Raw genomic sequence first — 22,463 nt, 5'->3', positions numbered from 1 at the left:
CCTTGGCATACGGCAGGACTGCTGCCGCAAGGGTAATCGGCGCACGGCCAAATGATGAGGCGCACAATCCGAACCATTTTGCATCGACTGACTGGCGCTCCGCTCCTGCGGGCAGCCCGGTTGTTGGCGGGTCCGTTGGTGGTGGGCCCGTTGTTGGTGAGCTTGCCGGCCAATGCCGAGAACGCGCCTGCCGACATCGTTTCCATAGTGACCGAGCTCGGCCCAGGCGATCTCCTCAACATCCGCGCCACGCCGTCGCCGGTCGGCAGAACCCAAGCGCGTCTGCCGATCGGCTCGAGCGTCAGGAATTTCGGCTGCAACGAAGTGGACGGCCACCGCTGGTGCAAGGTCGAGGAGATTGACAATCCACTGGTCAAAGGCTGGGCGCCCGCGCGCTATCTTATCCCCGACAATCCGACCGTGGTCGAAGTTGAGGCCGCGCCGCCCCAGGTGACCGCCAGCGCTGAAGCCGGCGGCCCGACGCTCGCGCCCGACATGCCGACGCAGCCGGCCGACGTGGCCGCAGCGCCCCGGACGACTGCACCTGCCGCCTCTGCCGCTCCGGCTGCACCCACTCAGGCTCCACCCACCCCGGCTGCACCCGCGCCGGCTCCACTCGACCTGACGGAGCGCCTTGGCGGCACGAATCCAGGCGCGCCGAAGTCCGCCGCCGAGATCGGCAGGACCGCCATGCAGGATGCTTACGGCCTTGCCTTCGCAGCGAATGAAAGTCCGCCGACGGATGAAATCCCTGCCACGGAGGCTCCGGCAACGGAGGCCACAGGGACGCCGGAACTCGCCGCCGCCGCGTCTGCGGGAGCAGCGCCGGATACAGCGTCCGCGCCGGGGGTACTATCCCCGACGCCACGGCCAGACCAGGCCAAAGCTGCGACCGCTACGCAAACCGTTGCACGGCTGGAACCCCCGCCCGCCCTCGGCGCCACCGCCGAGATCCCCTGCGCCCGTTATGTCGGACAACCGATGACCCGCTGCGCCGTCAACATCGTCCACAATGGCGCCGACAAGGCAGACATCACCGTGACCTGGCCAGACGGCGGCACCCGCGTCATCTCCTTCTCTGCCGGCATGCCGGCCAACTCGGATTTGGGCAAGGACTTCCGCTTCACAAGGGAAGGCAGCCTCAACATGATCCGCGTCGGGGTATCCGAGCGGTTTGAGATAACGGATCAGCTCGCGCTGGGGGATTAGGTGTCAGGCAGTAGGGAATGGGCAATAGGCGCCTTAACCTCGCTCCTGCCTAATCCCCACTGCCTGATCCCTACTGCCTAATCCCTACTGCCTAGCCTCATTTTCGGGGTTACATCTCCCAAAACTCTTCCCTATAAGGCCCTCCTAGCCTGATACCAGAATCGCAAGCACAACCGGCCGGGTCTTCCCGTCCCGGTTTTTCGTGCAAGCCGCTCGCCGAACGGAACTCACAACGATGCCAAGACGCACCGACATCAAGTCGATCCTGATCATCGGGGCCGGCCCCATCGTCATCGGCCAGGCCTGTGAGTTCGATTATTCCGGCACACAGGCCTGCAAGGCGCTGAAGGAAGAGGGCTTTCGCGTCATCCTGGTCAATTCCAACCCGGCCACCATAATGACCGACCCGGAACTGGCCGACGCCACCTATATCGAGCCGATCACGCCTGAAGTCGTCGCCAAGATCATCGCCAAGGAGCGGCCCGACGCGCTGCTGCCGACCATGGGCGGCCAGACCGCGCTCAACACCGCTCTGTCGCTGCGCCGCATGGGCGTGCTCGAGCGCTACAATGTCGAGATGATCGGCGCCGACGCCACGGCAATCGACAAGGCCGAGGACCGGGCGCTGTTTCGCGAGGCGATGAAGAAGATCGGCCTCGAAACGCCGAAGTCGATGCTGGCCAATGCCACCGACGTCAAGAATGCCGACCGCAAGACGCACGAGGCCGAGCGCGCCGCCGTAAAGGCCGAGGCGCCCGCCGACCTCGATGCCGCGCTCGACGCGCTGGAAACCCGCTGGAACCTCGGCGAAGGCGACCGCAAGCAGCGCTACATCAGCCATGGCATGGCGATCGCCGCCCAGGCGCTCGACCATGTCGGCCTGCCCGCCATCATCCGCCCGTCCTTCACCATGGGCGGCACCGGCGGCGGCATCGCCTACAACCGCGCCGAATTCTACGACATTGTCCAGTCCGGCCTCGACGCCTCGCCGACCACCGAAGTGCTGATCGAGGAGAGCGTGCTCGGCTGGAAGGAATATGAGATGGAGGTCGTCCGCGACAAGGCGGACAATTGCATCATCGTCTGCTCGATCGAGAACATCGACCCGATGGGCGTACACACCGGCGACTCGATCACCGTCGCGCCCGCGCTGACCTTGACCGACAAGGAATACCAGATGATGCGCAACGCCTCGATCGCGGTGCTGCGCGAGATCGGCGTCGAGACCGGCGGCTCCAACGTGCAGTTCGCCGTCAACCCGGCCGATGGCCGCCTCGTCGTCATCGAGATGAACCCGCGCGTCTCGCGCAGTTCCGCCTTGGCTTCGAAGGCGACCGGCTTCCCCATCGCCAAGATCGCGGCCAAGCTCGCCGTCGGCTACACGCTGGACGAGCTGGAGAACGACATCACCGGCGGCGCCACGCCCGCCTCCTTCGAGCCAAGCATCGACTACGTCGTCACAAAAATCCCGCGCTTTGCCTTCGAGAAATTTCCCGGCGCCGAGCCGGTGCTTACCACCGCCATGAAGTCGGTCGGCGAAGTCATGGCCATCGGCCGCACCTTTCAGGAATCGCTGCAGAAGGCTTTGCGCGGTCTGGAAACCGGCCTCACCGGCCTAGACGAGATCGAGATCCCCGGCCTCGGCCACGGCGCCGTAGCCGCCAACCACGCCGACGACCGCAACGCCATCCGCGCCGCGCTCGGCACGCCGACGCCCGACCGGCTACGCATGGTGGCGCAGGCGATCCGCATGGGCACCTCGCTGGAAGACGTGCACGCCATGTGCAAGATCGACCCGTGGTTCCTCGAACAGATCGCCGGTATCGTCGCCATGGAAGCCCGCGTCCGCGAGCACGGCATTCCGCAAGACGCCGTCAATCTGCGCATGCTGAAAGCGATGGGCTTCTCCGATGCCCGCCTCGCCTCGCTGACGAAGACCGACGCCGAAGTGATTCAAAGGATTCGCGAAAAGCTCGACGTTCATCCGGTTTATAAGCGCATCGACACGTGCGCCGCCGAGTTCGCCTCGCCCACCGCCTACATGTACTCGACCTATGAAGTGCCCTTCGCCGGCGCGCTCGCCAACGAGGCGCAGGTGTCATCGCGAAAAAAAGTCGTCATCCTCGGCGGCGGTCCGAACCGCATCGGCCAGGGCATCGAGTTCGACTATTGTTGCTGCCATGCCGCCTTCGCGCTGCGCGACGCCGGCTATGAAGCGATCATGATCAACTGCAATCCGGAAACGGTCTCGACCGACTACGACACTTCCGACCGGCTCTACTTCGAACCGCTGACGGCGGAGGACGTGTTGGAGATCCTGCGCGCCGAACAGGCCTCGGGCGAGCTGGTCGGCGTCATCGTCCAGTTCGGCGGCCAGACGCCGCTGAAGCTGGCCGATGCGCTGGAGAAGGCCGGCATCCCGATCCTGGGCACGTCACCCGACATGATCGATCTCGCCGAGGACCGCGACCGTTTCCAGAAGCTGCTGCACAAGCTCAACCTCAGCCAGCCGAAGAACGGCATTGCCTATTCGGTCGAGCAGGCCCGCCTCGTCGCCGGCGAGCTCGGCTTCCCGCTGGTGGTGCGCCCCTCCTATGTGCTCGGCGGCCGTGCCATGCAGATCATCCATGACGAGGGCATGCTGCAATCCTATCTGCTCGACACCGTGCCCGGCCTGGTGCCGGAGGACATCAAGCAGAAATACCCCAACGACAAGACCGGCCAGATCAACACGCTCTTGGGCAAGAACCCGCTGCTGTTCGACACCTATCTCTCGGGCGCCATCGAGGTCGATGTCGACTGCCTCTGCGACGGCACGTCGACCTTCGTCTCAGGCATTCTGGAGCACATCGAGGAGGCCGGCATCCATTCGGGCGACAGTGCCTGCTCGCTCCCCGTTCACTCGCTGCCTTCCGAACTGGTCGACGAGCTGGAGCGCCAGACGGCGGCGCTTGCCCGCGCGCTCAACGTCGGCGGCCTGATGAACGTGCAGTATGCGATCAAGGACGGCACGGTCTATGTGCTGGAGGTCAACCCGCGGGCGTCACGCACCGTGCCCTTCGTTGCCAAGACCATCGGCCGTCCGATTGCGAAAATTGCCGCCCGCATCATGGCCGGCGAAAAACTGGAAGACGCCTTCGCCCATTACGGCGCCATGCCCGACCCGCGCAACCCCGGCCACATCGCGGTCAAGGAAGCCGTCTTCCCCTTCGCCCGCTTCCCCGGCGTCGACATATTGCTCGGCCCGGAAATGCGCTCGACCGGCGAGGTCATGGGCCTCGACCGCGACTTCGCGCTCGCCTTCGCCAAGAGCCAGCTCGGCGCCGGCGTTGATCTCCCCCGCTCCGGCACGCTGTTCGTCTCGGTGCGCGACGAGGACAAGGCCGGCATCCTGCCGGCGGTCAAGCGCCTCGCCGGCCAGGGTTTCAAGGTGCTCGCCACATCGGGAACCGCCCGCTTCCTCGCCGAACACGGCGTCGACGCGCAGAAGATCAACAAGGTCCTGGAAGGCCGCCCCCACATCGAAGACGCCATTCGCAACCGCCAGGTTCAGATCGTCTTCAACACGACGGACGGCCAGAAAGCGGTGTCGGACTCGAAGTCGCTGCGCAGGGCGACGCTGATGCAGAAAGTGCCGTATTACACCACGCTGTCGGGGGCGGCGGCGGTGGCCGAGGCGATTGCGGCGCTGAAGGCGGGGAGCCTCGAGGTCAGGCCGTTGCAGGAGTATTTCGCCTGACGGCATCAGACTAAGTCCTGGTCCCAGCGGCCATGAAAGTAAATATTTTATAAGTTTTAACTTTCTCCGCGTCTTTGTTATGTTCTGCTGAAATGCCTCCGGGTGATTCGCCGCGCTATGCCCAAAACTCAACGAATTCGAGATCCCCTACACGATCTCATCGAGTTTGGCATAGGTGAGTTCGATCAATTTCTTTGGAATTTGATCGACACAAGAGAATTCCAGCGTCTCCGGCGCGTGAAACAGCTTGGCTTTTCGGAGCTTGTCTACCCCGGCGCAACTCACACCCGCTTCGCCCACAGTATTGGAGTATTTCACACTGCGCGCGAGCTTGTAACATTAATCTCGGATAGAATTGGCGAAAAATTTGAACCCGAGAAGGCTGAGATCGCTCTAGCCGCCTCATTAGTTCACGACCTGGGACATGGTCCGTTCAGCCATGCATTCGAGGAGGCCATAAAGCTTCTTAATAAGGACAATGCCAAGCGTAAAGGAGAGAAAGGCCCCCCGAAGCTTAAGAAGCACGAGCAATGGACCTCTGACATTATCCTGGGAGATACCGAAGTCGGCAGTGCCCTCAGATCCCGCGGCGTTGATTTTCAAGAAGCCGTGTCGAAGCTCTTAATCGCCGATACGCCCGGCGATATCTACGCCGCAGTGGTTTCGAGTCAATTTGATGCGGACAGGTTGGACTACGTTCGCCGCGACCGACTTATGACGGGCGCCAAGCATGGCGGCTTTGATTATTCGTGGATATTGGCCAATCTGGAGGTTGGATCGATCCCCCTTGCCATTGACGATGAGACATATTCGACCGTCGATAGCCTGGTTTTAGGCCACAAGGCATTTCAAGCGGCAGAATCGTACGTTCTTGGTTTGTTCCATCTCTATTTTGCTGTATACTTCCATAAAGCGACTCGCTCAGCCGAGAAAATTCTGTCGGCTGTCCTACGTAGGGTTGGGACACTATGTGCTGAAGGAAACGCCCCGTTGACTGCGTTGAGTGAAGGAAATCCGATACTGACTTTTGTCCAGAATCGCGACCTTGATTCATATCTGAAGGCCGACGATTTCGTTGTGTGGGGCAGCCTTTCCGTCATGGCAGAGTCTAAGGATGCCATTTTAAGTGAACTCTCCCAGCGATTGCTCTCCAGAAAATTGTACAAGGCTATCGACATTTCTGACCATTTTGAAGGTCGCGGCGATGCCAATGCAGTTGCCCACTTTCGCGCTCAGCTGACTAAGGCGAAAGAGAATGGCGACTTCGATGAGGTTGAAATTTTCGAAGATCAACCGTCGAGAAATCCCTACAAACGGCGAGGTTACGGCTCTCCTGATGCGCTCTCTAAGATCCACATCATGCGCGCAGACGGATCGAGGCCCGACGATCTTAGCGACCGCTCAGATGTCGTAAGGGCATTACAAGAGAAATCGATCTATCGCGTATATGTGCGCGATGAGAAAGCAAAAGCAAAAATAGAAGACCTTATTCGGAGGATGGAAGGATGAGTGACATCGCCTCTTATGTCGCAAAGATTGTAGCATTGAACGGCGGATCAATCGTTGGAAAGACAAGATTACAAAAGTCGGCTTACTTTCTTGAAGAACTAGGCGTCGGGAATGATTCTATTTTTGAATATTACTACTATGGGCCTTATAGTGAAGAAATTTCCATAGGAACTGATGACGCAAAAGCTCTTGGCTATCTTAACATTGATTGGAAATCAACGAAGGATGGTGCCAAGTACGCTGTATTTATGTCGGACCTTAAAATAGAGGAAGAGGGGGCCGACGGTAAAAGAAAGGCTATATTGGACACACTCTCAAGGTATGATTCTATTTCTATAGAGTTGGCTGCAACTGCAGATTTCTTGTCTAAAAATGGGTTTGAGAACGACCCATGGAGAGAGACCATTAAGAGGAAGGAAGATAAATCAACGCAAGAGAGGATACAGAAAGCAAAGAAACTGCTTGGTGAATTGGAAAAGGTTTAATTCCATATGACGATTGGGGACTGCTAAACTCCTGTTCCCGCTGTGGGCAGGCGGGAGCTCATGGTGTAGTGGGGCGCATTTGCTCTCCCGCGAGCAATTCTGTCGGTGCGCCTTTCGCACCCCTTACCCCACCGCCACACACTCGATCTCGATATCGAACTCCATCGGCCATGACGCCACCGGTACAAAACTCCGCGCCGGCGGGTTGACGCTGAAATACTTCGCATAGACCCGGTTGATGGCGTTGTAGAAGCCGGAATTGACGGCGTAGATGCGCACCATCACCACGTTGTCGAGCGAGGTTCCCGCCGCTTCCAGACAGTGTTTCAGCGCCTTCAGCGACGCCTCGGTCTGGGTTTCGATGTCGCCGCGCACCATCTCGCCGGTCACCATGTCCACCGGCGGCGTCGCCGAGATGAACACGAAGCCATTGGCCCTTACTGCCGTCGAGCAAGGCAGCCCGAGCGCCCGCACCTTGGCCGACATGACGGGCACTTCGATGACTTCTTTTTTCACGGTGATGCTCCCTTTGTTTGCCAAGCTGGCGCCAAGGCCCCCTCACCCAGCCTCCGCTTCGCTCGGCTGACCTCTCCCCGAGGGGAGAGGAGCCGGTCAGCGCCAGCGCTTCCCGCGAAGCGGTCGGATGAGGGGGCCTGCGCCACCTTTGATTGTGAGGAGCTTATCCCCCCGCCCAGCGAACGCCAGCGCCGAACCATGGTCCAGCCCTCACCCCTGCCCCGGATAGGGCATGCCGTCCTTGTGCAGGAACCTGCCATCCGAACTCGGGCTCATCATGTCGATGTCGGAGCAAGTGATGAGATCATCCGGATTGCGCGAGCCGACTTCGAGATAGCGCGCCGTTGTGGACGAGCGGTTGATCATGTGGTGGCCGTTGCCGCTGTTCTTGGCAAAGGTCGCGCAGTCGCCGGCCTTGAGCAGCGTCTCGCCGCCATCCTCGACCAGCACCAGTTCGCCTTCCAGCACATAGACGAGCTCGTCCTCATGGCTGTGCCAGTGGCGCTGGCTGGACCAGCCGCCTGATGGCAATGTCATCAGGTTGACGCCGAAATCGGTGAGGCCGCCGGCATCGCCGAGGCGGTGGCGTGTGCGCTCGGCGCAAGGGGCGTCGAAGGGCGCGGGGTAGCCGGAGCCCTTGCGGACAGGCACGGTGGACAGGTCGATCTTGGGCATGGGAGCTCCATTGAATTGGTGGCGGCAATGTATGTCACTGCCGGCGCAGCCACAGAGCCACTTTGCCGCAATGCCTTGCCAACGGCAGGCATCGGCCGTCGCACTCTACGGCGCCCCCCTCTGTCCTGCCGGACATCTCCCCCGCAAGGAGGGAGATTGGCTCGCCTCAGCCTTCGCCAATTTTCACCGTCGCAAGAAAAGCACGGCGCCGACGCTGCTGATCTCCCCACTCGTGGGGGAGATGTCCGGCAGGACAGAGGGGGGCGCCGTAGAATGCTATTGCTGGCCAGTCACCAGCCCTCAACCCTGATGCGCGGCCGCGAGTTCCTTCACGTGCTTCTCGTGCATCTGCAGCGTCGGCAGCGTCTTCTTGGCGAATTCCTTCAGCGCCGGGTCGTCGCCCGAGTTGGCATAGCTGCTGAAAAGGGCAACTGCCTCCTTGTGCGCGTCCGTCTGCATCTGGATGTACTTGGCGTCAAAATCCTTGCCGCTTGCGCTCTTCAACTCGTCGAGCATTGCCTGCTCCTTCGGCTGCAGGGCCGGTCCCGCGGCTTTGGTTGAACCGGTGGTCTGGCCCTGGCTCAGCGCAGCCTTGAACTCCTTTCCGGCTTTGGTGTGGTCCTTGACCATCTGCTTGGCGAATTTCCTGACGTCAGCCGCCTTGGATTTCTCCTCGGCGAGCTTGCTCGACTGGATTTCGAATTCGTTGGAACTAGGCACGGTCTTGACGAAGGTTGGGGTATCGACCTTGCTGGCGGCCATGGCAGGCGCGACCGCAGTCGAGTTGGCCGCAAGGGCGGCAGGGGCACCGGCGAACAAGGCGACGGCGGCAATGGTGAGAAGCGTTTTCATCTGAAGTCTCCGATTTGAAAATTTCCCTCGGCTAATCAAACGCGGCATTGGCGGCAGGGTTGCGTCCGGACAACTATTCGTCAGCGACCATCTGCCGAAGAGCTGGCCCGAGCCTTGGCGGACAAACCTCGGTGACAGCACGCCTCGCCATATGCAGCTGTTCGTTCCAGTTCGGCCGACCCTCAGACGGAAATCCATTGGTTGCACATGATCTCGCAGTGCCGATGGCGCGCGGATCCTGGTCCCGATGGACGGCGCTGCATTGGGAGCCGGTTGCACTTCCCTGTATTGCGTCTGCAGGTTAGGTTTCCGAAGCTGGGGAGACACATGCAAGAGGATGAAGAGATCGATCTGCGCTGCCCGCAAGTGGTGGCCGACAATGCCGCCAAGGGGTTGAGGCTGCGCAAGCAGTTCGGCCGTGGCGGCACCGAGATCGGCGTCGCGCGGGCGACGGAACTCAAGAATCGAGAAAAGCTGGCGCCCTCGACCATCCGCCGCATGGTCAGCTATTTCGCCCGCCACGAGGTCGACAAGCGCGGCAAGAATTACGGCAATGAAAACAATCCATCGGCCGGCCATATCGCCTGGCTGCTGTGGGGCGGCGACGAGGGCCGCGCCTGGGCGATTGAGCTCAAAAAGAAGATCGGCAATGCGCCCGATATCTGACGGCTGCCGTAAAACGACTGGCGGGCCCCAAACCCCCGCCTGGGACCCGCCAAGGAGTGGCTGAACACATGCCGGTGCAGCCCCTCCACATCTGCCAGTCGTCGATCCGCCATCGGTCGAAAGGCATGGATGGTGAGGTAGCATCCGGTTGCGGCGGCCTATGTGAAGCAGTTCACAATCCGGAGGATTTCAACAGCGCTCGAGCAATTCCAGGAAAAGTGGGACGCGTAGCGTTTTCCCCAGGGAATTGCGGCAAGAAAAAAGCCCTTACCCTTCCCAGGCGACAGGCATCATTCCCAGCCGCTCGTAGAGCCGGAGCGCGGCGGCGTTCTCGACCGTGTTGGTCTTGAGGTCGACATGGGCCGCGCCTCGATCGCGAAAGGCGTTGAAAGCCTGCCACATCAGCGCTTCCCCAATGCCTTTGCCGCGCGCTTCGGGATGGACCGCGAGGTCCTTGACGAAGGCCCTCGTCCAGCACAGCGCTGCCGCCGCCAGCCGTCCCTTGGCGTCGATGACCAGGAAACACAGCGCCGGGTCGAATTCGGCATCGCTGGATATGCGCGGCCACCATTCGTCGAACGGGCCGTCAGCGCCGTCCTCGAACACCTCGGTCAAAAGCGCATGCAAGGGCTGCGCGTCACCATGTTCGAAGCAGCGCATGGTAAAGCCGTCCGGCCAGTGCGGTGCAACGAGCGTCTCGTCGAGGATCTTGCGCAGCCGGATGTCGTTTGGAGCCGGCGGGCGCGGTTCAGGCATCGCGCTCAGGCGTCGGGCTGCAGCCGGCGGCGCTTGCGGTCGACACCGAGGCCGGTCGCCTCGAGCAGGCCTTTGCGCTTGGCGTCGAAATAATAGCCGGTCTGGTAGAGCCAATCGGCCTTCTTGGCGTTGCCACCCGCCACCAGCCAGGCGCCACGCAGATATTTGACCGCGTATTTCAGATTGGTTTCGGCGTCGAACAAGCCCTTGGCCGGCCCGTCATAGCCCATGCCGCGCGCCGTCGCGTGCTTGATCTGCATCAGCCCCCAATGGCCGTTATTGTAAGCCTTGGGATTGTAGGTGCTTTCGCGGTTGACGACGTGGCGCACCAGATCGACCGGCACCTCGTAGAGAGCAGCGTATTTCTGGATCAGCCGGTCGACGTCGCCGCGCATGCCGGTCGCATGCTCTTCTTCCGGGAGACCGAGCGGCGCGGCGGGGAGCTGGCCCAAGGAAGCCGGGTTCTGCGGCACGACATAGGCTACCTGCTGCACGCCGGGCATGGCGTTCTGGCCGCCCTTGGCGGTCGCCGGCATGACAAGGCTGGCGGTCGTATATTGCGCCGCGACCGGCTGTCCGGCGTTGGCGGGCGCAGGCGCCTGCCAGGCATTGGCTGCCATCACCGCAGGCACGGCCGGGGCCGTGGGCGTCGCGCCGGCAAAGGCCGCGGTCGCGCCAACCGGCTGCGCGGCGGCGGCAAGTGCTGGTGTGGCGAGAGTTGCTTCGGCCGCCTGGACGGGTGTTATGCCCGAGGATTGCGGCAGCACCGAAACCGTATCGGGCAGCGGCACGGTGAAGCCGGCATCGCTGCCGGCGGCGGTCGCGGTTTCGGTCAGCGCAGGCGTAGCCTTCATCTGCGAGGTCGATTGGCAGCCGCTGAGGGCAGCTGCGCCGACGATCACAGAGATCGCGAAAAGGTTGAATTTTGCTGGCAAGCCGCGCGGGTCCGATTTGTCGGTTGTTAAGAAGTCCTTACACCAGCGATTCCTGGTGGGCAATCGGGACCATCTGGTGGTTTTCGGGTGGCGAGAGCCGGGCTCAGATGCCATATTGTTCTGCATATGTACCGGTCGGCATCCCGGTTTTCGCCACTTTGCGGAAAGGAGCGCATCATGGAAACGGCATCTTCGATCACAGCCGGCCACGCAGTGTTAGAAACAGTGATCGGCTTCATGGGCATCGCCTGGAGCGAAAAGGGCCTGATCCGGCTCTGCCTGCCCGAAAGGAGCCGCGAAGCGGTGGAACGCCGGCTGATGCGGCATGCCGGTGTTGCCGCCAATACGACTGCGAACATTGGGCAGCCGCAATGGGTGGTCGAGCTCATCGCCTCGATCAAGGCCTATGCCTCAGGCGAGGACGTCGATTTCTCCGGTGTGCCGGTCGATCTCGACGACGTCGACGACTTCCGTCTCGCCATCTACGACGCGGCGCGAAAACTGCATTACGGCGAAACCACCACCTATGGCGAACTGGCCAAGCGCGCCGGCCAAGCCGGCCTGCCGCGCGAAACCGGGGCAGCGCTGGGCGCCAACCCGGTGCCGCTGGTCATCCCCTGCCATCGGATACTAGCCGCGGGCGGCAAGATCGGCGGCTTCTCGGCGCCCGGCGGCTCGGCCACCAAGGAAAAGATGCTGGCCATGGAAGGCGTGCGCGTCGGCCCGCCGCCGGCGGCGCAGGTCTCGTTCGGGTTCTAAGAGCTTGAATGGTATGCCGGCTGGGTATGTTGAGATTCAGGTCAGGCCGCACCGAGAACTATGGTCTTCGAGAACCGGAGCGGAGCGTACTTAATGTACGTGGGCGCCGGAAGCGCAGAAGACCATCGTTCGCAGGCCGGCCTCACTTGAATATCAATATGCCTAATGACGGCGCAGGAAGCGGCGGTGAAAATGGTCGTTCTCGATCCGCTTGCAGAGATAGACCGGGCAGGATTCGGTATCGACGCTCGGCACATAGGCGCGCTTCCTGACCTCGCCGACATTGCAGAATTGCTGGCTCTGCACATAGCGGTCGAAGAGCGGCAGCCCCGGCACGCGCCTGGACTGATAGCGCAGGATGACCGCGCCCTGGCGGGCGATCGTGCCTTGCACCCTGTCGCAGCTCATACGAGTGGGGTCGTAGCGCGAGATCGCCTGCGCCTCGGCGGCCGCCAGCGTCAGGCAGGCGGCAAGCAGAATGGTTTTCACAACCGTTTTCATGACAGTCTCCCAAAACCGGACTAACGCCGTCGGGCGTCCCGGTCTTCCCGATTGCTCGACGCTTTCATGCGATTGGGGCGGCCTTTGGGCGGCGCCACCGCAACGCCATTTTTCGAGCCATCTTGTTTTTGGTGCGAAACCCGCCTATATCAGCTCCATTGATATTTCGGCCGATCGATCCGGGCCTCGCGATCTTCGCGTTTGCTGACGTCTATCTCCAAAATCTCGATACAAACCGGCTGAACCTCGGTTCGGTCAAACCAAAGCAAATGCGAGGACTATTCATATGGCAACTGGTACGGTCAAGTGGTTCAATGCCACCAAGGGCTTCGGCTTCATTCAGCCTGATTCGGGCGGTGCGGACGTTTTCGTTCACATCTCCGCTGTCGAGCGCGCTGGACTGTCGACCCTGGTCGAAGGCCAGAAAATCAACTTCGAGATCGAGCAGGACCGCCGCACAGGCAAGTCGTCCGCTGGTTCTCTGAGCAAGGCAGCCTGATTTTGCGATAGCGCGCGCCGGACGAGAGTTCGGGGCGCGCGGCAAGTCACGGATGTACTGACGGTCGCGCGAGAAGCGCGCTGGAGCAGAAAGACCCGACAAGCTGGATCAGCAGATAGCTGCCGGCCCGGACTTAAAGCTCCGATCAGGCTACCGAAATGGGAAGGCGGGATTTATCCCGCCTTTTTGTTTGTCTGGAATTGGACGATGGCCATGCTAGTTTCGCCCCATGACCAAGCTCGAACAGATTGAAAGATCCATCGCAGCCCTGAACACCAAAGAACTAAAGGCCTTTACCAAATGGTTCGCAGCGTATCAGGCAGAGGTGTGGGATATGCAGATCGAGGCGGACGCCAAGGCTGGCCGGCTGGATAAGTTTGCCGAGCGGGCTTTGGCTGAACTTCACGCGGGCCGAGTTCGCCCTCTTTGAATGCGCGCTACGGCCGAAGGCCGCAAGCCCAACCGGGCATCGCGCCCGGTGGCGTCCGGTCCGGAACGAGCCGCGAAGCGGCGGCAAGCGCGAGCACAAATCAGCGCCGCAGATGCAGCGGCACCACCTTGTTGTCGGCGCCAAGCAGCGCCTCGATCGACAGCGGCTCCCGGTTGAAGATCGTGCCGGCCAGCGCCGGGCGGCCGAGATGGAACCCCTGTAGCAGGTCGACGCCGCCATCCAGCGCGACGCGCAGATGCACGGATTGCTCGATGCCTTCCACCAGCACCTTGGCGCCGCGATCGTGCAGCGACGAGACGAGCGGCCGGAAGAAGCGCTCGGCGGCAGCGTGGCGGCAGAATTCGGCGAACCAGCCGCCGTCGATCTTCACAATATCCGGTTGAAGCAGGCTCATCCGCTCCGCGGTCGAGTGGCCGGTGCCGAAATCGTCGATGGCGATGCGGATGCCGTGGCGCCGCATCTCGCGCACCAGCGGGGCCAGCACATTACCGTCGGCCGCCTGTTCGGTGATCTCGCAGACCAGCATGGCGGCATGCAGGTCGAGGTCGCCGAGATGCCGCGTCATCAGCCGGATCTCGGCCAGCGCCCGCCCGAGATGATCGTTGATCATCGGGTTGTAGTTGAAGAACAGGTCGAGCCCGTCGACGCCGATGTTGCGGAAGTTTTTCAGATGCAGCATCCGGCACATCGTCTCGACAAACAGGCGGTCGCCCGGCGCGACGCTGTCGAAGAACATGGCCGGTGCAACCGGCATGGAAGCGCGCTGCGGTTCGATCAGCGCCTCGACGGCAACCGCGGCCAACGCGCCACCGCGTGGCGCAAAGATCGGCTGGTAGGCGCTCTTCAGCCGGAACGCGCCATAGACGCCGTATTCGATGCCGACCTCGTCGGCAAAGATCGCTTCGCCGATATCGCGACGCCTCTCGCGCTGCCCGGTCATGGCCCGGTCCTGCGCCCGAACACCCTGCGCGGCCGCGCCGGAGGCGCTGCAGTCGGGCCGGCAGGCGTCTTGCCAGGCTCGGCCGCCGCGACAGACGGCTGCCCATCCTTGCCGAAAGCGCGAAAGCTGGTCGGCGCCAGTTCCGGCTTTGCCAGCACGAAGCCCTGCACCATCGATGCGCCGGATTTCTCGGCCAATTCAAGCTGCCAGCCTTCCTCGATGCCTTCGAACACCGTCCGGATGCCCTGTAGTTCGAAGTTCGTCACCATGGCAGTCAGTAGGGCAAAGCCGGCGCCCGATTCCATGAGCTGCGTGATCCAGTGCGCATCGAATTTGACGATGTCGGGCTTGAGCTCCTTGATGCGGTTGATGTCGGATTCATCGGCGCCGTAATCGTCGACGGCGATGCGAAAGCCATTGGCCCGCAGCGCCTCGACAAAGCTGTAGAGCGTTTCCTGCGACGCCGACTTCTGCTCGGTCACCTCGCACACGATGCGGCGCGGATCGATCCCGGCTTCGTGCAGCACCAGCCGCATGTCGCGCAACGCGTTGTCGGCGATGGAGCGCTCGGTAAACACCGACGGATCGAAATTGACGAAGATCGAAGCCTCTTGCGGCAGGCAGGCGCCGGCATTGAGCAAATGCAGCGTGCGCGTCAGCGCCTCGATATGCAGGCGGTCGCCGGCCGGACAGGTGCGGAAGAAGTTCATCGGCGATTGCGGCTCGCTGTCACGAAACGGCCGGATCAGCCCCTCGAACGCTGCGATCGAGAGCTTGCCCTCCTTGAAGGCGAAGATCGGCTGAAAGGCGCTCTGCAGCGTGTAGGGACCCCAGACACCTGAAGCGGTGCCGTCATCGTGACGGATGATGTGGGCAAGCCCGGTGCTGCGCGACAAGGGTCCCTCGCTCCGCGAGACAGGCGAAATGGCTGGCGATCCTGCCGTCAAAGGTTTTAGCGGCCGTTGATGAATTTATTCTTGCCGGGGATAAGCCTATCGATTGCAGAGCCCGCAACGCAGAGTGAAACCGTCATGCACGCGCTCCAAAAAGCCGATCTCCACGGGTCCTTGACCCTGGCTCATCCGACAATGCTTGCACTTGCCGGGTCGATGCGACATGAGAGGCGCCGCAGCTGTTTGCGGTTGCGCCGACCCCTCTGGAGATTTCTGGCCATGGCCTTTCTTGCCGACGCCCTTGCCCGCGTAAAGCCTTCCGCCACCATCGCGGTGACGCAGAAAGCCCGCGAGCTGAAAAATGCCGGCCGCGACATTATCGGCCTCGGCGCCGGCGAACCGGATTTCGACACGCCCGACAACATCAAGAATGCGGCGATCGAGGCGATCCGCCGCGGCGAGACCAAATACCCGCCGGTTTCGGGCATCGCGCCGCTGCGCGAGGCGATCGCGAAAAAATTCAAGCGCGAGAACAATCTCGACTACAAGCCCGAGCAGACCATTGTCGGCACCGGCGGCAAGCAGATCCTGTTCAACGCCTTCATGGCGACGCTGAACCCAAGCGACGAGGTCATCATCCCCCGCCCCTATTGGGTCAGCTATCCCGAAATGGTGGCGATCTGCGGCGGCACCTCGGTGTTCGCCGACACCTCGATCGACAATGGTTTCAAGCTCACTCCCGCCGTGCTGGAAAAGGCGATCACGCCGAAGACCAAATGGCTGTTGATGAACTCGCCATCGAACCCGTCCGGCGCCGCATACACGGAAGCCGAGCTGCGCGCGCTGGCCGACGTGCTCTTGAAGCATCCGCATGTCTGGACACTGACCGACGACATGTACGAGCACCTGACCTATGGCGACTTCGTCTTCAGGACGATCGCCGAGGTCGAGCCGAAACTCTACGAGCGCACGCTGACCATGAACGGCGTCTCGAAAGCCTACGCCATGACCGGCTGGCGCATCGGCTATGCCGCGGGTCCGGTCCAGCTGATCAAGGCGATGGACATGATCCAGGGCCAGCAGACCTCGGGCGCCTGCACCATCGCGCAATGGGCCTCGGTCGAGGCGCTCAACGGCCCGCAGGATTTCGTCGCCAGGAACAAGGCGATCTTTCAGGGCCGTCGCGACCTCGTCGTGTCGATGCTCAACCAGGCGCGCGGCATAACCTGCCCGTCGCCGGAAGGCGCCTTCTACGTCTATCCGTCCTGTGCCCAGCTGATCGGCAAGAGGACCAAAGCCGGCAAGGTCATCGACACCGACGAGACTTTCTGCTCCGAATTGCTCGAAGGCGAGGGTGTCGCGGTGGTGTTCGGCTCTGCCTTCGGCCTCGGCCCCAACTTCCGCATCTCCTACGCCACGTCGGAGACGCTGCTGGAGGAAGCCTGCACGCGCATCCAGCGGTTCACGGCATCGCTGACCTGAACTGGCGGCACCGAGACATGAAACCCGGCTTCGAGCCGGGTTTCATGTCAGGAGCAGACCTCAGCCGCCATACTGCTCGCTGGTGACCGCTTCCATCCAATCGGCATGGACGCCGTCCAGCGCTTCCTGCATGGCGACGTGGGTCATTGTCGTCTTTGGACCCGCGCCGTGCCAGTGCTTCTCGCCGGGCTCGAACGAGATCACGTCGCCCGCCTTGATCTGCTGGATCGGCCCGCCCCATGTCTGCGCAAGGCCGGCGCCCGACGTGACATAGAGCGTTTGGCCGAGCGGATGCGTGTGCCAGTGGGTACGCGCGCCAGGCTCGAAGCTGACCAGCGTGGCCCGCAGCCGCGCCGGCGCTTCCTTCTCGATGATGGGCGTCTGCAGCACGCGGCCAGTGAAATACTTCTCCGGTGCGATGATGGTCGGCACGCTGCCGCAGGCAATGATCTTCATCTCTGGTGACCCCTAAGTTTGGCAGAACCTACCCTGCCCCGGTGCCGGCTACCACCCCAGCCGGGGCCAGAACAGGCCGGCACGTACGCGATAGTCCGCGTAGGCTCCGGCCAGCGGCGTGCGCGAAAATTTCTTCTCTTCGTCCAGCGCCGCAAACACATAGAGGATAGCGATCCCGGCGACCGGCACCAACGCCCAGACCGACCAGGTCGCGATCCCCCAGCCGATCCAGAAGACGATGTAGGACGTATAGAAGGGGTGGCGGACATGGCCGTAGGGGCCGTGGGTCAGCAGGCTGTGCGGATCGTCGGGTGCGAAGACGAAGCGCAGCCGCACCTTGCGCGACGTGACGATCGCCCACCAGAACAGGGCAGAGCTCGCCAGTTCGACGGCAAGTCCGGTGAGCTTTGCCGAACCCGGCTGCGATTGGATCCAAAGGGTGGCGAGAAAGAACAGCGCCGTGGCGATGACCGCCGCCGAAATCACCATGGCGCCTGGAGACATCGCCTGCGATTGGAAATGCGCCCGCATCGACCAGACATATTGGCCAAGCATCGCGATGCTGCAGATCGAGACAAGAAGATCGAGGACTGGTTCCATTGTCGGGATTCCGCGCGTGATTGCCATGGAGCCAGCGATCGTGCCGGCTATCTCTTTAGAAATCCTTTCTTAACCACATGTTTAAAGAACATATAGAGCCAGCGATGCGATGTTGGCGGTCAGGCAAATCTCAAGGTCTAATCCAGCATGAGCATCACTCACCGCACCATCCGCACGCCGCAGGCCGACTTGCGCCTCAGCCAGTCGTCTGGGTCCGGCATGCCCATCGTCATGATCCATGGCTCGGGCAGTTCGCGCGCCGTGTTTGCCCGTCAGTTCGATAGCCCGCTTGCCGACGGCCATCGGCTGATCGCCTTCGACCTTCCCGGCCACGGCGAGTCCTCCGATGCCCGCGACCCGGCGACCGCCTATACGATTACCGGCCTTGCCCAGACCACAGCCCGGCTTCTCGACGCTTTGGGCATCGGCCACGCCATCATCTTCGGCTGGTCGCTCGGCGGCCATGTGGCGGTCGAACTGGCCAGCTTTCACCATGCGGTCAGCGGCCTGGTGCTGACCGGAGCGCCGCCGGTGTCGCGAGGGCCGCTTGGCATGCTGCGCGGCTTTCACGCCAACTGGGACATGCTGCTCGCCTCCAAGAAGGTCTACTCCGAACGCGACATCGAGCGTTTTGAGGCTCTGTGCTACGGCGACACCGCCAGTCCGTCTTTCCGCGAAGCCATCAGGCGCACCGACGGTCGGCTTCGCGCCGGCGTGGCGCGCTCCATGTTTGCGGGCAAGGGCGCCGACCAGAAACAGGTGGTCGAGCACGCTCCGTTCCCCGTCGCGGTGATCAATGGCGAGCATGATCCGCTGGTGCGGCTAAGCTATTTCGAGACCGTCGCCTACAGCTCGCTGTGGGAACAGTGCCATGTCATACCAGGCGCCGGCCATGCGCCCTTCTGGGAACGTCCGGACCTGTTCAACCCGTTGCTGTCGCGCTACGCCGAGATGGTGGTGAAGCAGAGTGCAGCCGCCACGCCCACGCGCCGCACTCAGGCAAGCTGAAATCGCCCGACGGTTCTGATCCCCGGGTCTTGCCTCGGCCGCCTGACGGCGGCGCGATTTCTATTTTCCTTGCCCTCCCGGCTAACCCGTGGGACGATGGGTTGGGCAGGTGGCTAAATGAAAACAACCCCGCCCGCGACGGTCGAACAGGCCGGCCGCCGCTCACGACAGGGTGCGATCGGCGCAAAACCGTTTCCACTTTTGCTGATCGCACTCCAAGGGCAACGCCTGAGTGGAGGTCAGCCATGGGTACTCGCGCCGGAGGACGACGCACGGGACCGAAATGCATTGCCATAGTCGGTCCCTTTGCAAGCGGTAAGACGACACTTCTCGAAGCCATCCTCGCCCGTACGGGCGCCATCCCCCGCCAAAATCCCGTTTCATCGGGAAGCACCGTTTCCGATCATTCGCCCGAGGCGCGGGCGCACGCCATGAGCGTCGAGGCGACCTTTGCCACCACCGAATTCATGGGCGAGCAGATCACCTTCGTCGACTGTCCCGGATCGATCGAATTCTCCTTCGAGGCCGAGCCGGTGCTGGCAGCCTGCGATCTCGCGGTGGTCGTCGCCGAGGCCGACGAGAAGAAGATCCCAGCCTTGCAGCTCATCATGCGCAAGCTCGACGATCTCGGCGTGCCGCGCATCCTGTTCCTCAACAAGGTCGACAAGGCAATCGCCGGCGTACGCGATACGCTGAAGATGCTGCAGCCGACGAGCGCGGCGCCGCTGTTGCTGCGCCAGATTCCGCTGCGCAAGGACAATGTGGTGATCGGTTCGATCGACCTGGCGCTGGAGCGCGCCTACATCTACCGCGAATATGCCGAAAGCCAGGTTGCCGAAATTCCAACTGACGACAAGGCGCGCGAACTGGAGGCTCGCTTCTCCATGCTGGAGACGCTTGCCGACCATGACGACCAGTTGATGGAGCAGTTGCTGGAGGAGATCGAGCCGCCGAAAGACGCGGTCTTCGACGATCTGTCCGCCGACCTGCGCGCCGGCGCCATAACGCCGGTGCTGATCGGCACCGCCGAAAAAGGCAACGGCGTGCTGCGCCTTTTGAAGGCGATCCGCCATGACGCACCGGATGTCGAGGCGACGCGCAAACGGCTCGGCGTCCCCGACGGCAATCACACCGTGGTCCAGGTGATGAAGACCATCCACACCGCGCATGGCGGCAAGCTGTCCGTGTCGCGCGTACTCTCCGGCCAGATCGCCGATGCAGCCGAACTCTATTTGTCGAATGGCGAGACGGCGAAGGTCTCCGGCATCTACAAGATGCTCGGAAAGGACCAGTCCAAGCTCACCGCTGCCAAGGCCGGCGACACGGTGGCGTTGGGCAAGCTGGACGAGGTCAAGACCGGCCAGACGTTGAGCTCCACGAAGGGCGGTATCAAGCCGCTGGTCACGCTGACGCCGCCGCAGCCGGTCTTTGCCTTTGCCCTGCGGCCGAAGGAGCGCAAGGACGAGGTCAAAATGTCGGCGGCCATCCAGCGCCTGGCCGAGGAAGATCCCTCGCTCACCTTGCGCCACAATCAGGACTCGGCCGAGACCGTGCTGTCCGGCCATGGCGAGATGCATCTGCGGGTCGTGCGCGAGCGGCTGGAAGGCAAGAATCAGATTCCGGTCGAAGGCCATGCGCCTGCCGTCCCCTATCGCGAGACGATCCGAAAGACGGTGCAGCAGCGCGGCCGCCACAAGAAGCAGTCCGGCGGCCATGGCCAGTTCGGCGATGTGGTGATCGAGATCAAGCCGCTGCCGCGCGGCTCCGGCTTTCAGTTCTCGGACACCATCACCGGCGGCGTCGTGCCCAAGACCTACATCCAGTCGGTCGAAACCGGCGTGCGCGATTATCTGAAATCCGGCCCGCTCGGCTTCCCTGTGGTCGATGTCGCCGTCAACCTCTCCGACGGCTCCTACCACGCCGTCGATTCCTCCGACATGGCTTTCCAGATGGCGGCCAAGCTGGCCATGAAGGAAGGCATGGCGGCCTGCTCGCCGGTGCTGCTCGAGCCGGTCATGAAGGTCGAGATCGTCACGCCGTACGAAGCCACTTCGAAGATCATCGCGCTGATCCCGCAACGGCGCGGTCAGATCCTTGGCTACGACGCGCGGCCTGACTGGCCGGGATGGGATGTCGTGGAGGCGACCATGCCGCAGGCCGAGATCGGCGACCTGATCATCGAACTGCGCTCGGCGACCTCCGGCGTCGCCAGCTATCGTTGCGCCTTCGATCACATGGCCGAGCTGACCGGACGGTTGGCCGACGAGGCGATGAACGCCAACGGCAAGGCTGCCTGACAGGCCGAAGGATGATCCGCACAAAAAACGGCGCCCGGATGATCCGGACGCCGCTCTTATTGCGGACCGTCTTCTTGGGAGGAAAACGGCAGGTCCGCCGCACGTATCCGCCGCGCCATACGGCACTGACAGACGAATAGGTTCGGACGCGGTAGCCGCCTGAGCCCGGATCTTCCGAGTGATGCCCCCATCTCCCGGTCGAACCACACCGCGTCCTATGATCTGCTTAAACGATGAATCACGCCTGCGGCATGTTACCTGAGGTTACATGTCACTGTTACGCGGCGATTTTGCTCGATTTTTCGCTGGCTACGGCAGGCCCGGAAACAAAAAAGCCGGATCAATGAAGATCCGGCTGAGTTTGATTGGAAGTGCCTGTTAAGGCTAACCTCCAGAGGGGAACACTCGAGGGCGCTAATGGGAGGAGAACGCACCCAGGAGATGATCTATATATGTGCTGTTCATGCCCAAGAAACAAGCATCTATTTTGCAACACACGCATGCAAAAAGGTACAGGCTGTGGTCTAACCCATGTCTAGGGGCCATAGGACCACGAAAAGTTGCCAAATGAATGGCGCGACCATGCTGTTGCCTTCGCAGAACCGCAAGTCGGGCTGATTCTCGCGCTCGCGGGCAAAAAGCCGAATGACGTTGAATCGGGCACCAGGCGTTTATTTTTGCGGCAGCGGGATGGGAAGGGTCGGCCGGAAGAAGGGAGACCTGACATGCGGACACCCCAGGCGATCGCCGGCAGCGCGGTCTTCTTCATCGCCGCACCTTGTGTCGTCGCCGGGCTGGTGCCCTGGCTGCTCACGGACCGCTACCGTCTGCCGCTGTCGACGGTGCCCGGCTTCGTGCCGGCCGGCTCCATCCTGATTGTCGCGGCCATCGCCCTGCTCGTCCAGTCCTTTGCCCGCTTCGCGCTCGAAGGCCTCGGCACGCCGGCGCCTGTCGCGCCCACCGAGAGACTGGTGATCGGCGGCGTCTACCGCCATGTCCGCAACCCGATGTACGTCGCCGTGCTGTCGATCATCCTCGGCCAGGCGTTGCTGTTTTCAAGCTGGAGCGTCGCTGCCTATGCCGCCATCGGCGCGATCGTCATGGGCTCTTTCGTCAGGTTCTATGAGGAGCCGACTCTCGCCCGCCGCTACGGTGGCGAATACGAGACCTACCGCCGCAATGTTCCCGGCTGGCTGCCACGGCTGACGCCTTGGCGGGGGTGACCAGCACCTCCC

Annotated in this window: 22 protein-coding genes; 12 read left to right on the top strand and 10 right to left on the bottom strand. The window is 62.3% G+C overall.

The window, feature by feature from the left end:
- The first annotated feature begins 156 nt into the window (after window positions 1-156).
- The 4 genes from NLY43_RS26985 (at window position 157) to NLY43_RS26970 (ending at window position 6,942) form a co-directional block, all read left to right on the top strand.
- Window positions 157-1,209 (top strand): SH3 domain-containing protein, encoded by a 1,053-nt coding sequence (locus NLY43_RS26985; RefSeq protein WP_245263977.1) that lies wholly within the window; start codon window positions 157-159, stop codon window positions 1,207-1,209.
- Window positions 1,210-1,444: 235 nt separating this feature from the next.
- On the top strand, window positions 1,445-4,948 hold the full coding sequence (carB, locus tag NLY43_RS26980) for a carbamoyl-phosphate synthase large subunit (protein ID WP_023711193.1): 3,504 nt from the start codon (window positions 1,445-1,447) through the stop codon (window positions 4,946-4,948).
- Window positions 4,949-5,065: 117 nt separating this feature from the next.
- On the top strand, window positions 5,066-6,457 hold the full coding sequence (locus tag NLY43_RS26975; protein WP_023711192.1) for an HD domain-containing protein: 1,392 nt from the start codon (window positions 5,066-5,068) through the stop codon (window positions 6,455-6,457).
- Window positions 6,454-6,942: a hypothetical protein gene (locus tag NLY43_RS26970; protein ID WP_023711191.1), complete on the top strand. Its 489-nt coding sequence runs from the start codon at window positions 6,454-6,456 to the stop codon at window positions 6,940-6,942. Before NLY43_RS26975 ends, NLY43_RS26970 begins: the two co-directional genes overlap by 4 nt.
- A 123-nt stretch (window positions 6,943-7,065) precedes the next feature.
- On the opposite strand, the gene NLY43_RS26965 is transcribed toward NLY43_RS26970, so the two are convergent.
- The 3 genes from NLY43_RS26965 to NLY43_RS26955 form a co-directional block, all read right to left on the bottom strand.
- A complete protein-coding gene (locus NLY43_RS26965; protein ID WP_023711190.1) occupies window positions 7,066-7,458 on the bottom strand; it encodes a RidA family protein in 393 nt (130 codons plus the stop codon).
- A gap of 210 nt (window positions 7,459-7,668) precedes the next feature.
- Complete coding sequence (locus NLY43_RS26960) at window positions 7,669-8,133, bottom strand: cupin domain-containing protein (protein ID WP_023672418.1); 465 nt, start codon at window positions 8,131-8,133, stop codon at window positions 7,669-7,671.
- A gap of 300 nt (window positions 8,134-8,433) precedes the next feature.
- Window positions 8,434-8,985: a DUF4142 domain-containing protein gene (locus tag NLY43_RS26955; RefSeq protein WP_023711189.1), complete on the bottom strand. Its 552-nt coding sequence runs from the start codon at window positions 8,983-8,985 to the stop codon at window positions 8,434-8,436.
- A 327-nt stretch (window positions 8,986-9,312) separates the two neighbouring features.
- On the opposite strand from NLY43_RS26955, the gene NLY43_RS26950 reads away from it, so the two are divergent.
- On the top strand, window positions 9,313-9,651 hold the full coding sequence (locus tag NLY43_RS26950) for a hypothetical protein (protein WP_023711188.1): 339 nt from the start codon (window positions 9,313-9,315) through the stop codon (window positions 9,649-9,651).
- A 267-nt stretch (window positions 9,652-9,918) separates the two neighbouring features.
- On the opposite strand, the gene NLY43_RS26945 is transcribed toward NLY43_RS26950, so the two are convergent.
- Window positions 9,919-10,407 carry a GNAT family N-acetyltransferase gene (locus NLY43_RS26945; protein WP_023711187.1) on the bottom strand — a complete coding sequence of 163 codons (489 nt, stop codon included), beginning with the start codon at window positions 10,405-10,407 and terminating at the stop codon, window positions 9,919-9,921.
- A 5-nt stretch (window positions 10,408-10,412) separates the two neighbouring features.
- The gene (locus tag NLY43_RS26940) at window positions 10,413-11,342 is read right to left on the bottom strand and encodes a lytic transglycosylase domain-containing protein (RefSeq protein WP_023711186.1); all 930 of its coding nucleotides are present in this window, start codon (window positions 11,340-11,342) and stop codon (window positions 10,413-10,415) included.
- Between the two features lie 177 nt (window positions 11,343-11,519).
- Between NLY43_RS26940 and NLY43_RS26935 the strand changes: the two genes are divergently transcribed.
- Window positions 11,520-12,101: a methylated-DNA--[protein]-cysteine S-methyltransferase gene (locus NLY43_RS26935; RefSeq protein WP_023711185.1), complete on the top strand. Its 582-nt coding sequence runs from the start codon at window positions 11,520-11,522 to the stop codon at window positions 12,099-12,101.
- Between the two features lie 162 nt (window positions 12,102-12,263).
- On the opposite strand, the gene NLY43_RS26930 is transcribed toward NLY43_RS26935, so the two are convergent.
- Entirely contained in the window at window positions 12,264-12,590 is a 327-nt protein-coding gene (locus NLY43_RS26930; RefSeq protein WP_023683768.1) for a hypothetical protein, read from the bottom strand.
- Window positions 12,591-12,888: 298 nt separating this feature from the next.
- On the opposite strand from NLY43_RS26930, the gene NLY43_RS26925 reads away from it, so the two are divergent.
- Window positions 12,889-13,101 (top strand): cold-shock protein, encoded by a 213-nt coding sequence (locus NLY43_RS26925; RefSeq protein ID WP_015316174.1) that lies wholly within the window; start codon window positions 12,889-12,891, stop codon window positions 13,099-13,101.
- A gap of 229 nt (window positions 13,102-13,330) precedes the next feature.
- The gene (locus NLY43_RS26920; protein WP_023711184.1) at window positions 13,331-13,531 is read left to right on the top strand and encodes a hypothetical protein; all 201 of its coding nucleotides are present in this window, start codon (window positions 13,331-13,333) and stop codon (window positions 13,529-13,531) included.
- Window positions 13,532-13,631: 100 nt separating this feature from the next.
- Here the strand turns inward: NLY43_RS26920 and NLY43_RS26915 are convergent, their stop codons facing one another.
- Complete coding sequence (locus tag NLY43_RS26915; RefSeq protein WP_023711183.1) at window positions 13,632-14,492, bottom strand: EAL domain-containing protein; 861 nt, start codon at window positions 14,490-14,492, stop codon at window positions 13,632-13,634.
- Window positions 14,489-15,388, bottom strand: coding sequence for an EAL domain-containing protein (locus NLY43_RS26910; RefSeq protein ID WP_023711182.1), 900 nt, complete (start codon window positions 15,386-15,388; stop codon window positions 14,489-14,491). Before NLY43_RS26910 ends, NLY43_RS26915 begins: the two co-directional genes overlap by 4 nt.
- A gap of 276 nt (window positions 15,389-15,664) precedes the next feature.
- Between NLY43_RS26910 and NLY43_RS26905 the strand changes: the two genes are divergently transcribed.
- Complete coding sequence (locus NLY43_RS26905) at window positions 15,665-16,867, top strand: pyridoxal phosphate-dependent aminotransferase (protein WP_023711181.1); 1,203 nt, start codon at window positions 15,665-15,667, stop codon at window positions 16,865-16,867.
- A gap of 60 nt (window positions 16,868-16,927) precedes the next feature.
- Here the strand turns inward: NLY43_RS26905 and NLY43_RS26900 are convergent, their stop codons facing one another.
- Window positions 16,928-17,323, bottom strand: coding sequence for a (R)-mandelonitrile lyase (locus tag NLY43_RS26900; protein ID WP_023711180.1), 396 nt, complete (start codon window positions 17,321-17,323; stop codon window positions 16,928-16,930).
- A gap of 48 nt (window positions 17,324-17,371) precedes the next feature.
- Window positions 17,372-17,923: a methyltransferase family protein gene (locus NLY43_RS26895; RefSeq protein ID WP_023683763.1), complete on the bottom strand. Its 552-nt coding sequence runs from the start codon at window positions 17,921-17,923 to the stop codon at window positions 17,372-17,374.
- A 147-nt stretch (window positions 17,924-18,070) separates the two neighbouring features.
- Between NLY43_RS26895 and NLY43_RS26890 the strand changes: the two genes are divergently transcribed.
- From NLY43_RS26890 to NLY43_RS26880, 3 genes are all read left to right on the top strand, one after another.
- Window positions 18,071-18,931 carry an alpha/beta fold hydrolase gene (locus tag NLY43_RS26890; protein ID WP_023711179.1) on the top strand — a complete coding sequence of 287 codons (861 nt, stop codon included), beginning with the start codon at window positions 18,071-18,073 and terminating at the stop codon, window positions 18,929-18,931.
- A gap of 245 nt (window positions 18,932-19,176) precedes the next feature.
- Complete coding sequence (locus tag NLY43_RS26885) at window positions 19,177-21,228, top strand: elongation factor G (protein WP_023711178.1); 2,052 nt, start codon at window positions 19,177-19,179, stop codon at window positions 21,226-21,228.
- 725 nt (window positions 21,229-21,953) lie between these two features.
- Window positions 21,954-22,451, top strand: coding sequence for a methyltransferase family protein (locus NLY43_RS26880; protein WP_023711177.1), 498 nt, complete (start codon window positions 21,954-21,956; stop codon window positions 22,449-22,451).
- Window positions 22,452-22,463 lie beyond the last annotated feature (12 nt).

It is taken from the genome of Mesorhizobium sp. C416B, assembly GCF_030323165.1.
In the GTDB taxonomy this organism is placed as follows: Bacteria; Pseudomonadota; Alphaproteobacteria; order Rhizobiales; family Rhizobiaceae; genus Mesorhizobium.
Note: the sequence above shows the minus strand (reverse complement) of the source record. Positions and strands in the feature narration are given on the sequence as shown.

What these genes read in the sequence shown, in the direction of transcription:
- NLY43_RS26890 (WP_023711179.1), top strand. Translation starts at nt 18,071, where the DNA reads ATGAGCATCACTCACCGCACCATCCGCACGCCGCAGGCCGACTTGCGC.
- NLY43_RS26935 (WP_023711185.1), top strand. Translation starts at nt 11,520, where the DNA reads ATGGAAACGGCATCTTCGATCACAGCCGGCCACGCAGTGTTAGAAACA.
- NLY43_RS26925 (WP_015316174.1), top strand. Translation starts at nt 12,889, where the DNA reads ATGGCAACTGGTACGGTCAAGTGGTTCAATGCCACCAAGGGCTTCGGC.
- NLY43_RS26895 (WP_023683763.1), bottom strand. Translation starts at nt 17,923, where the DNA reads ATGGAACCAGTCCTCGATCTTCTTGTCTCGATCTGCAGCATCGCGATG.
- NLY43_RS26970 (WP_023711191.1), top strand. Translation starts at nt 6,454, where the DNA reads ATGAGTGACATCGCCTCTTATGTCGCAAAGATTGTAGCATTGAACGGC.
- NLY43_RS26915 (WP_023711183.1), bottom strand. Translation starts at nt 14,492, where the DNA reads ATGACCGGGCAGCGCGAGAGGCGTCGCGATATCGGCGAAGCGATCTTT.
- NLY43_RS26945 (WP_023711187.1), bottom strand. Translation starts at nt 10,407, where the DNA reads ATGCCTGAACCGCGCCCGCCGGCTCCAAACGACATCCGGCTGCGCAAG.
- NLY43_RS26885 (WP_023711178.1), top strand. Translation starts at nt 19,177, where the DNA reads ATGGGTACTCGCGCCGGAGGACGACGCACGGGACCGAAATGCATTGCC.
- NLY43_RS26920 (WP_023711184.1), top strand. Translation starts at nt 13,331, where the DNA reads ATGACCAAGCTCGAACAGATTGAAAGATCCATCGCAGCCCTGAACACC.
- carB (WP_023711193.1), top strand. Translation starts at nt 1,445, where the DNA reads ATGCCAAGACGCACCGACATCAAGTCGATCCTGATCATCGGGGCCGGC.
- NLY43_RS26880 (WP_023711177.1), top strand. Translation starts at nt 21,954, where the DNA reads ATGCGGACACCCCAGGCGATCGCCGGCAGCGCGGTCTTCTTCATCGCC.
- NLY43_RS26905 (WP_023711181.1), top strand. Translation starts at nt 15,665, where the DNA reads ATGGCCTTTCTTGCCGACGCCCTTGCCCGCGTAAAGCCTTCCGCCACC.
- NLY43_RS26900 (WP_023711180.1), bottom strand. Translation starts at nt 17,323, where the DNA reads ATGAAGATCATTGCCTGCGGCAGCGTGCCGACCATCATCGCACCGGAG.
- NLY43_RS26960 (WP_023672418.1), bottom strand. Translation starts at nt 8,133, where the DNA reads ATGCCCAAGATCGACCTGTCCACCGTGCCTGTCCGCAAGGGCTCCGGC.
- NLY43_RS26975 (WP_023711192.1), top strand. Translation starts at nt 5,066, where the DNA reads ATGCCCAAAACTCAACGAATTCGAGATCCCCTACACGATCTCATCGAG.
- NLY43_RS26955 (WP_023711189.1), bottom strand. Translation starts at nt 8,985, where the DNA reads ATGAAAACGCTTCTCACCATTGCCGCCGTCGCCTTGTTCGCCGGTGCC.
- NLY43_RS26950 (WP_023711188.1), top strand. Translation starts at nt 9,313, where the DNA reads ATGCAAGAGGATGAAGAGATCGATCTGCGCTGCCCGCAAGTGGTGGCC.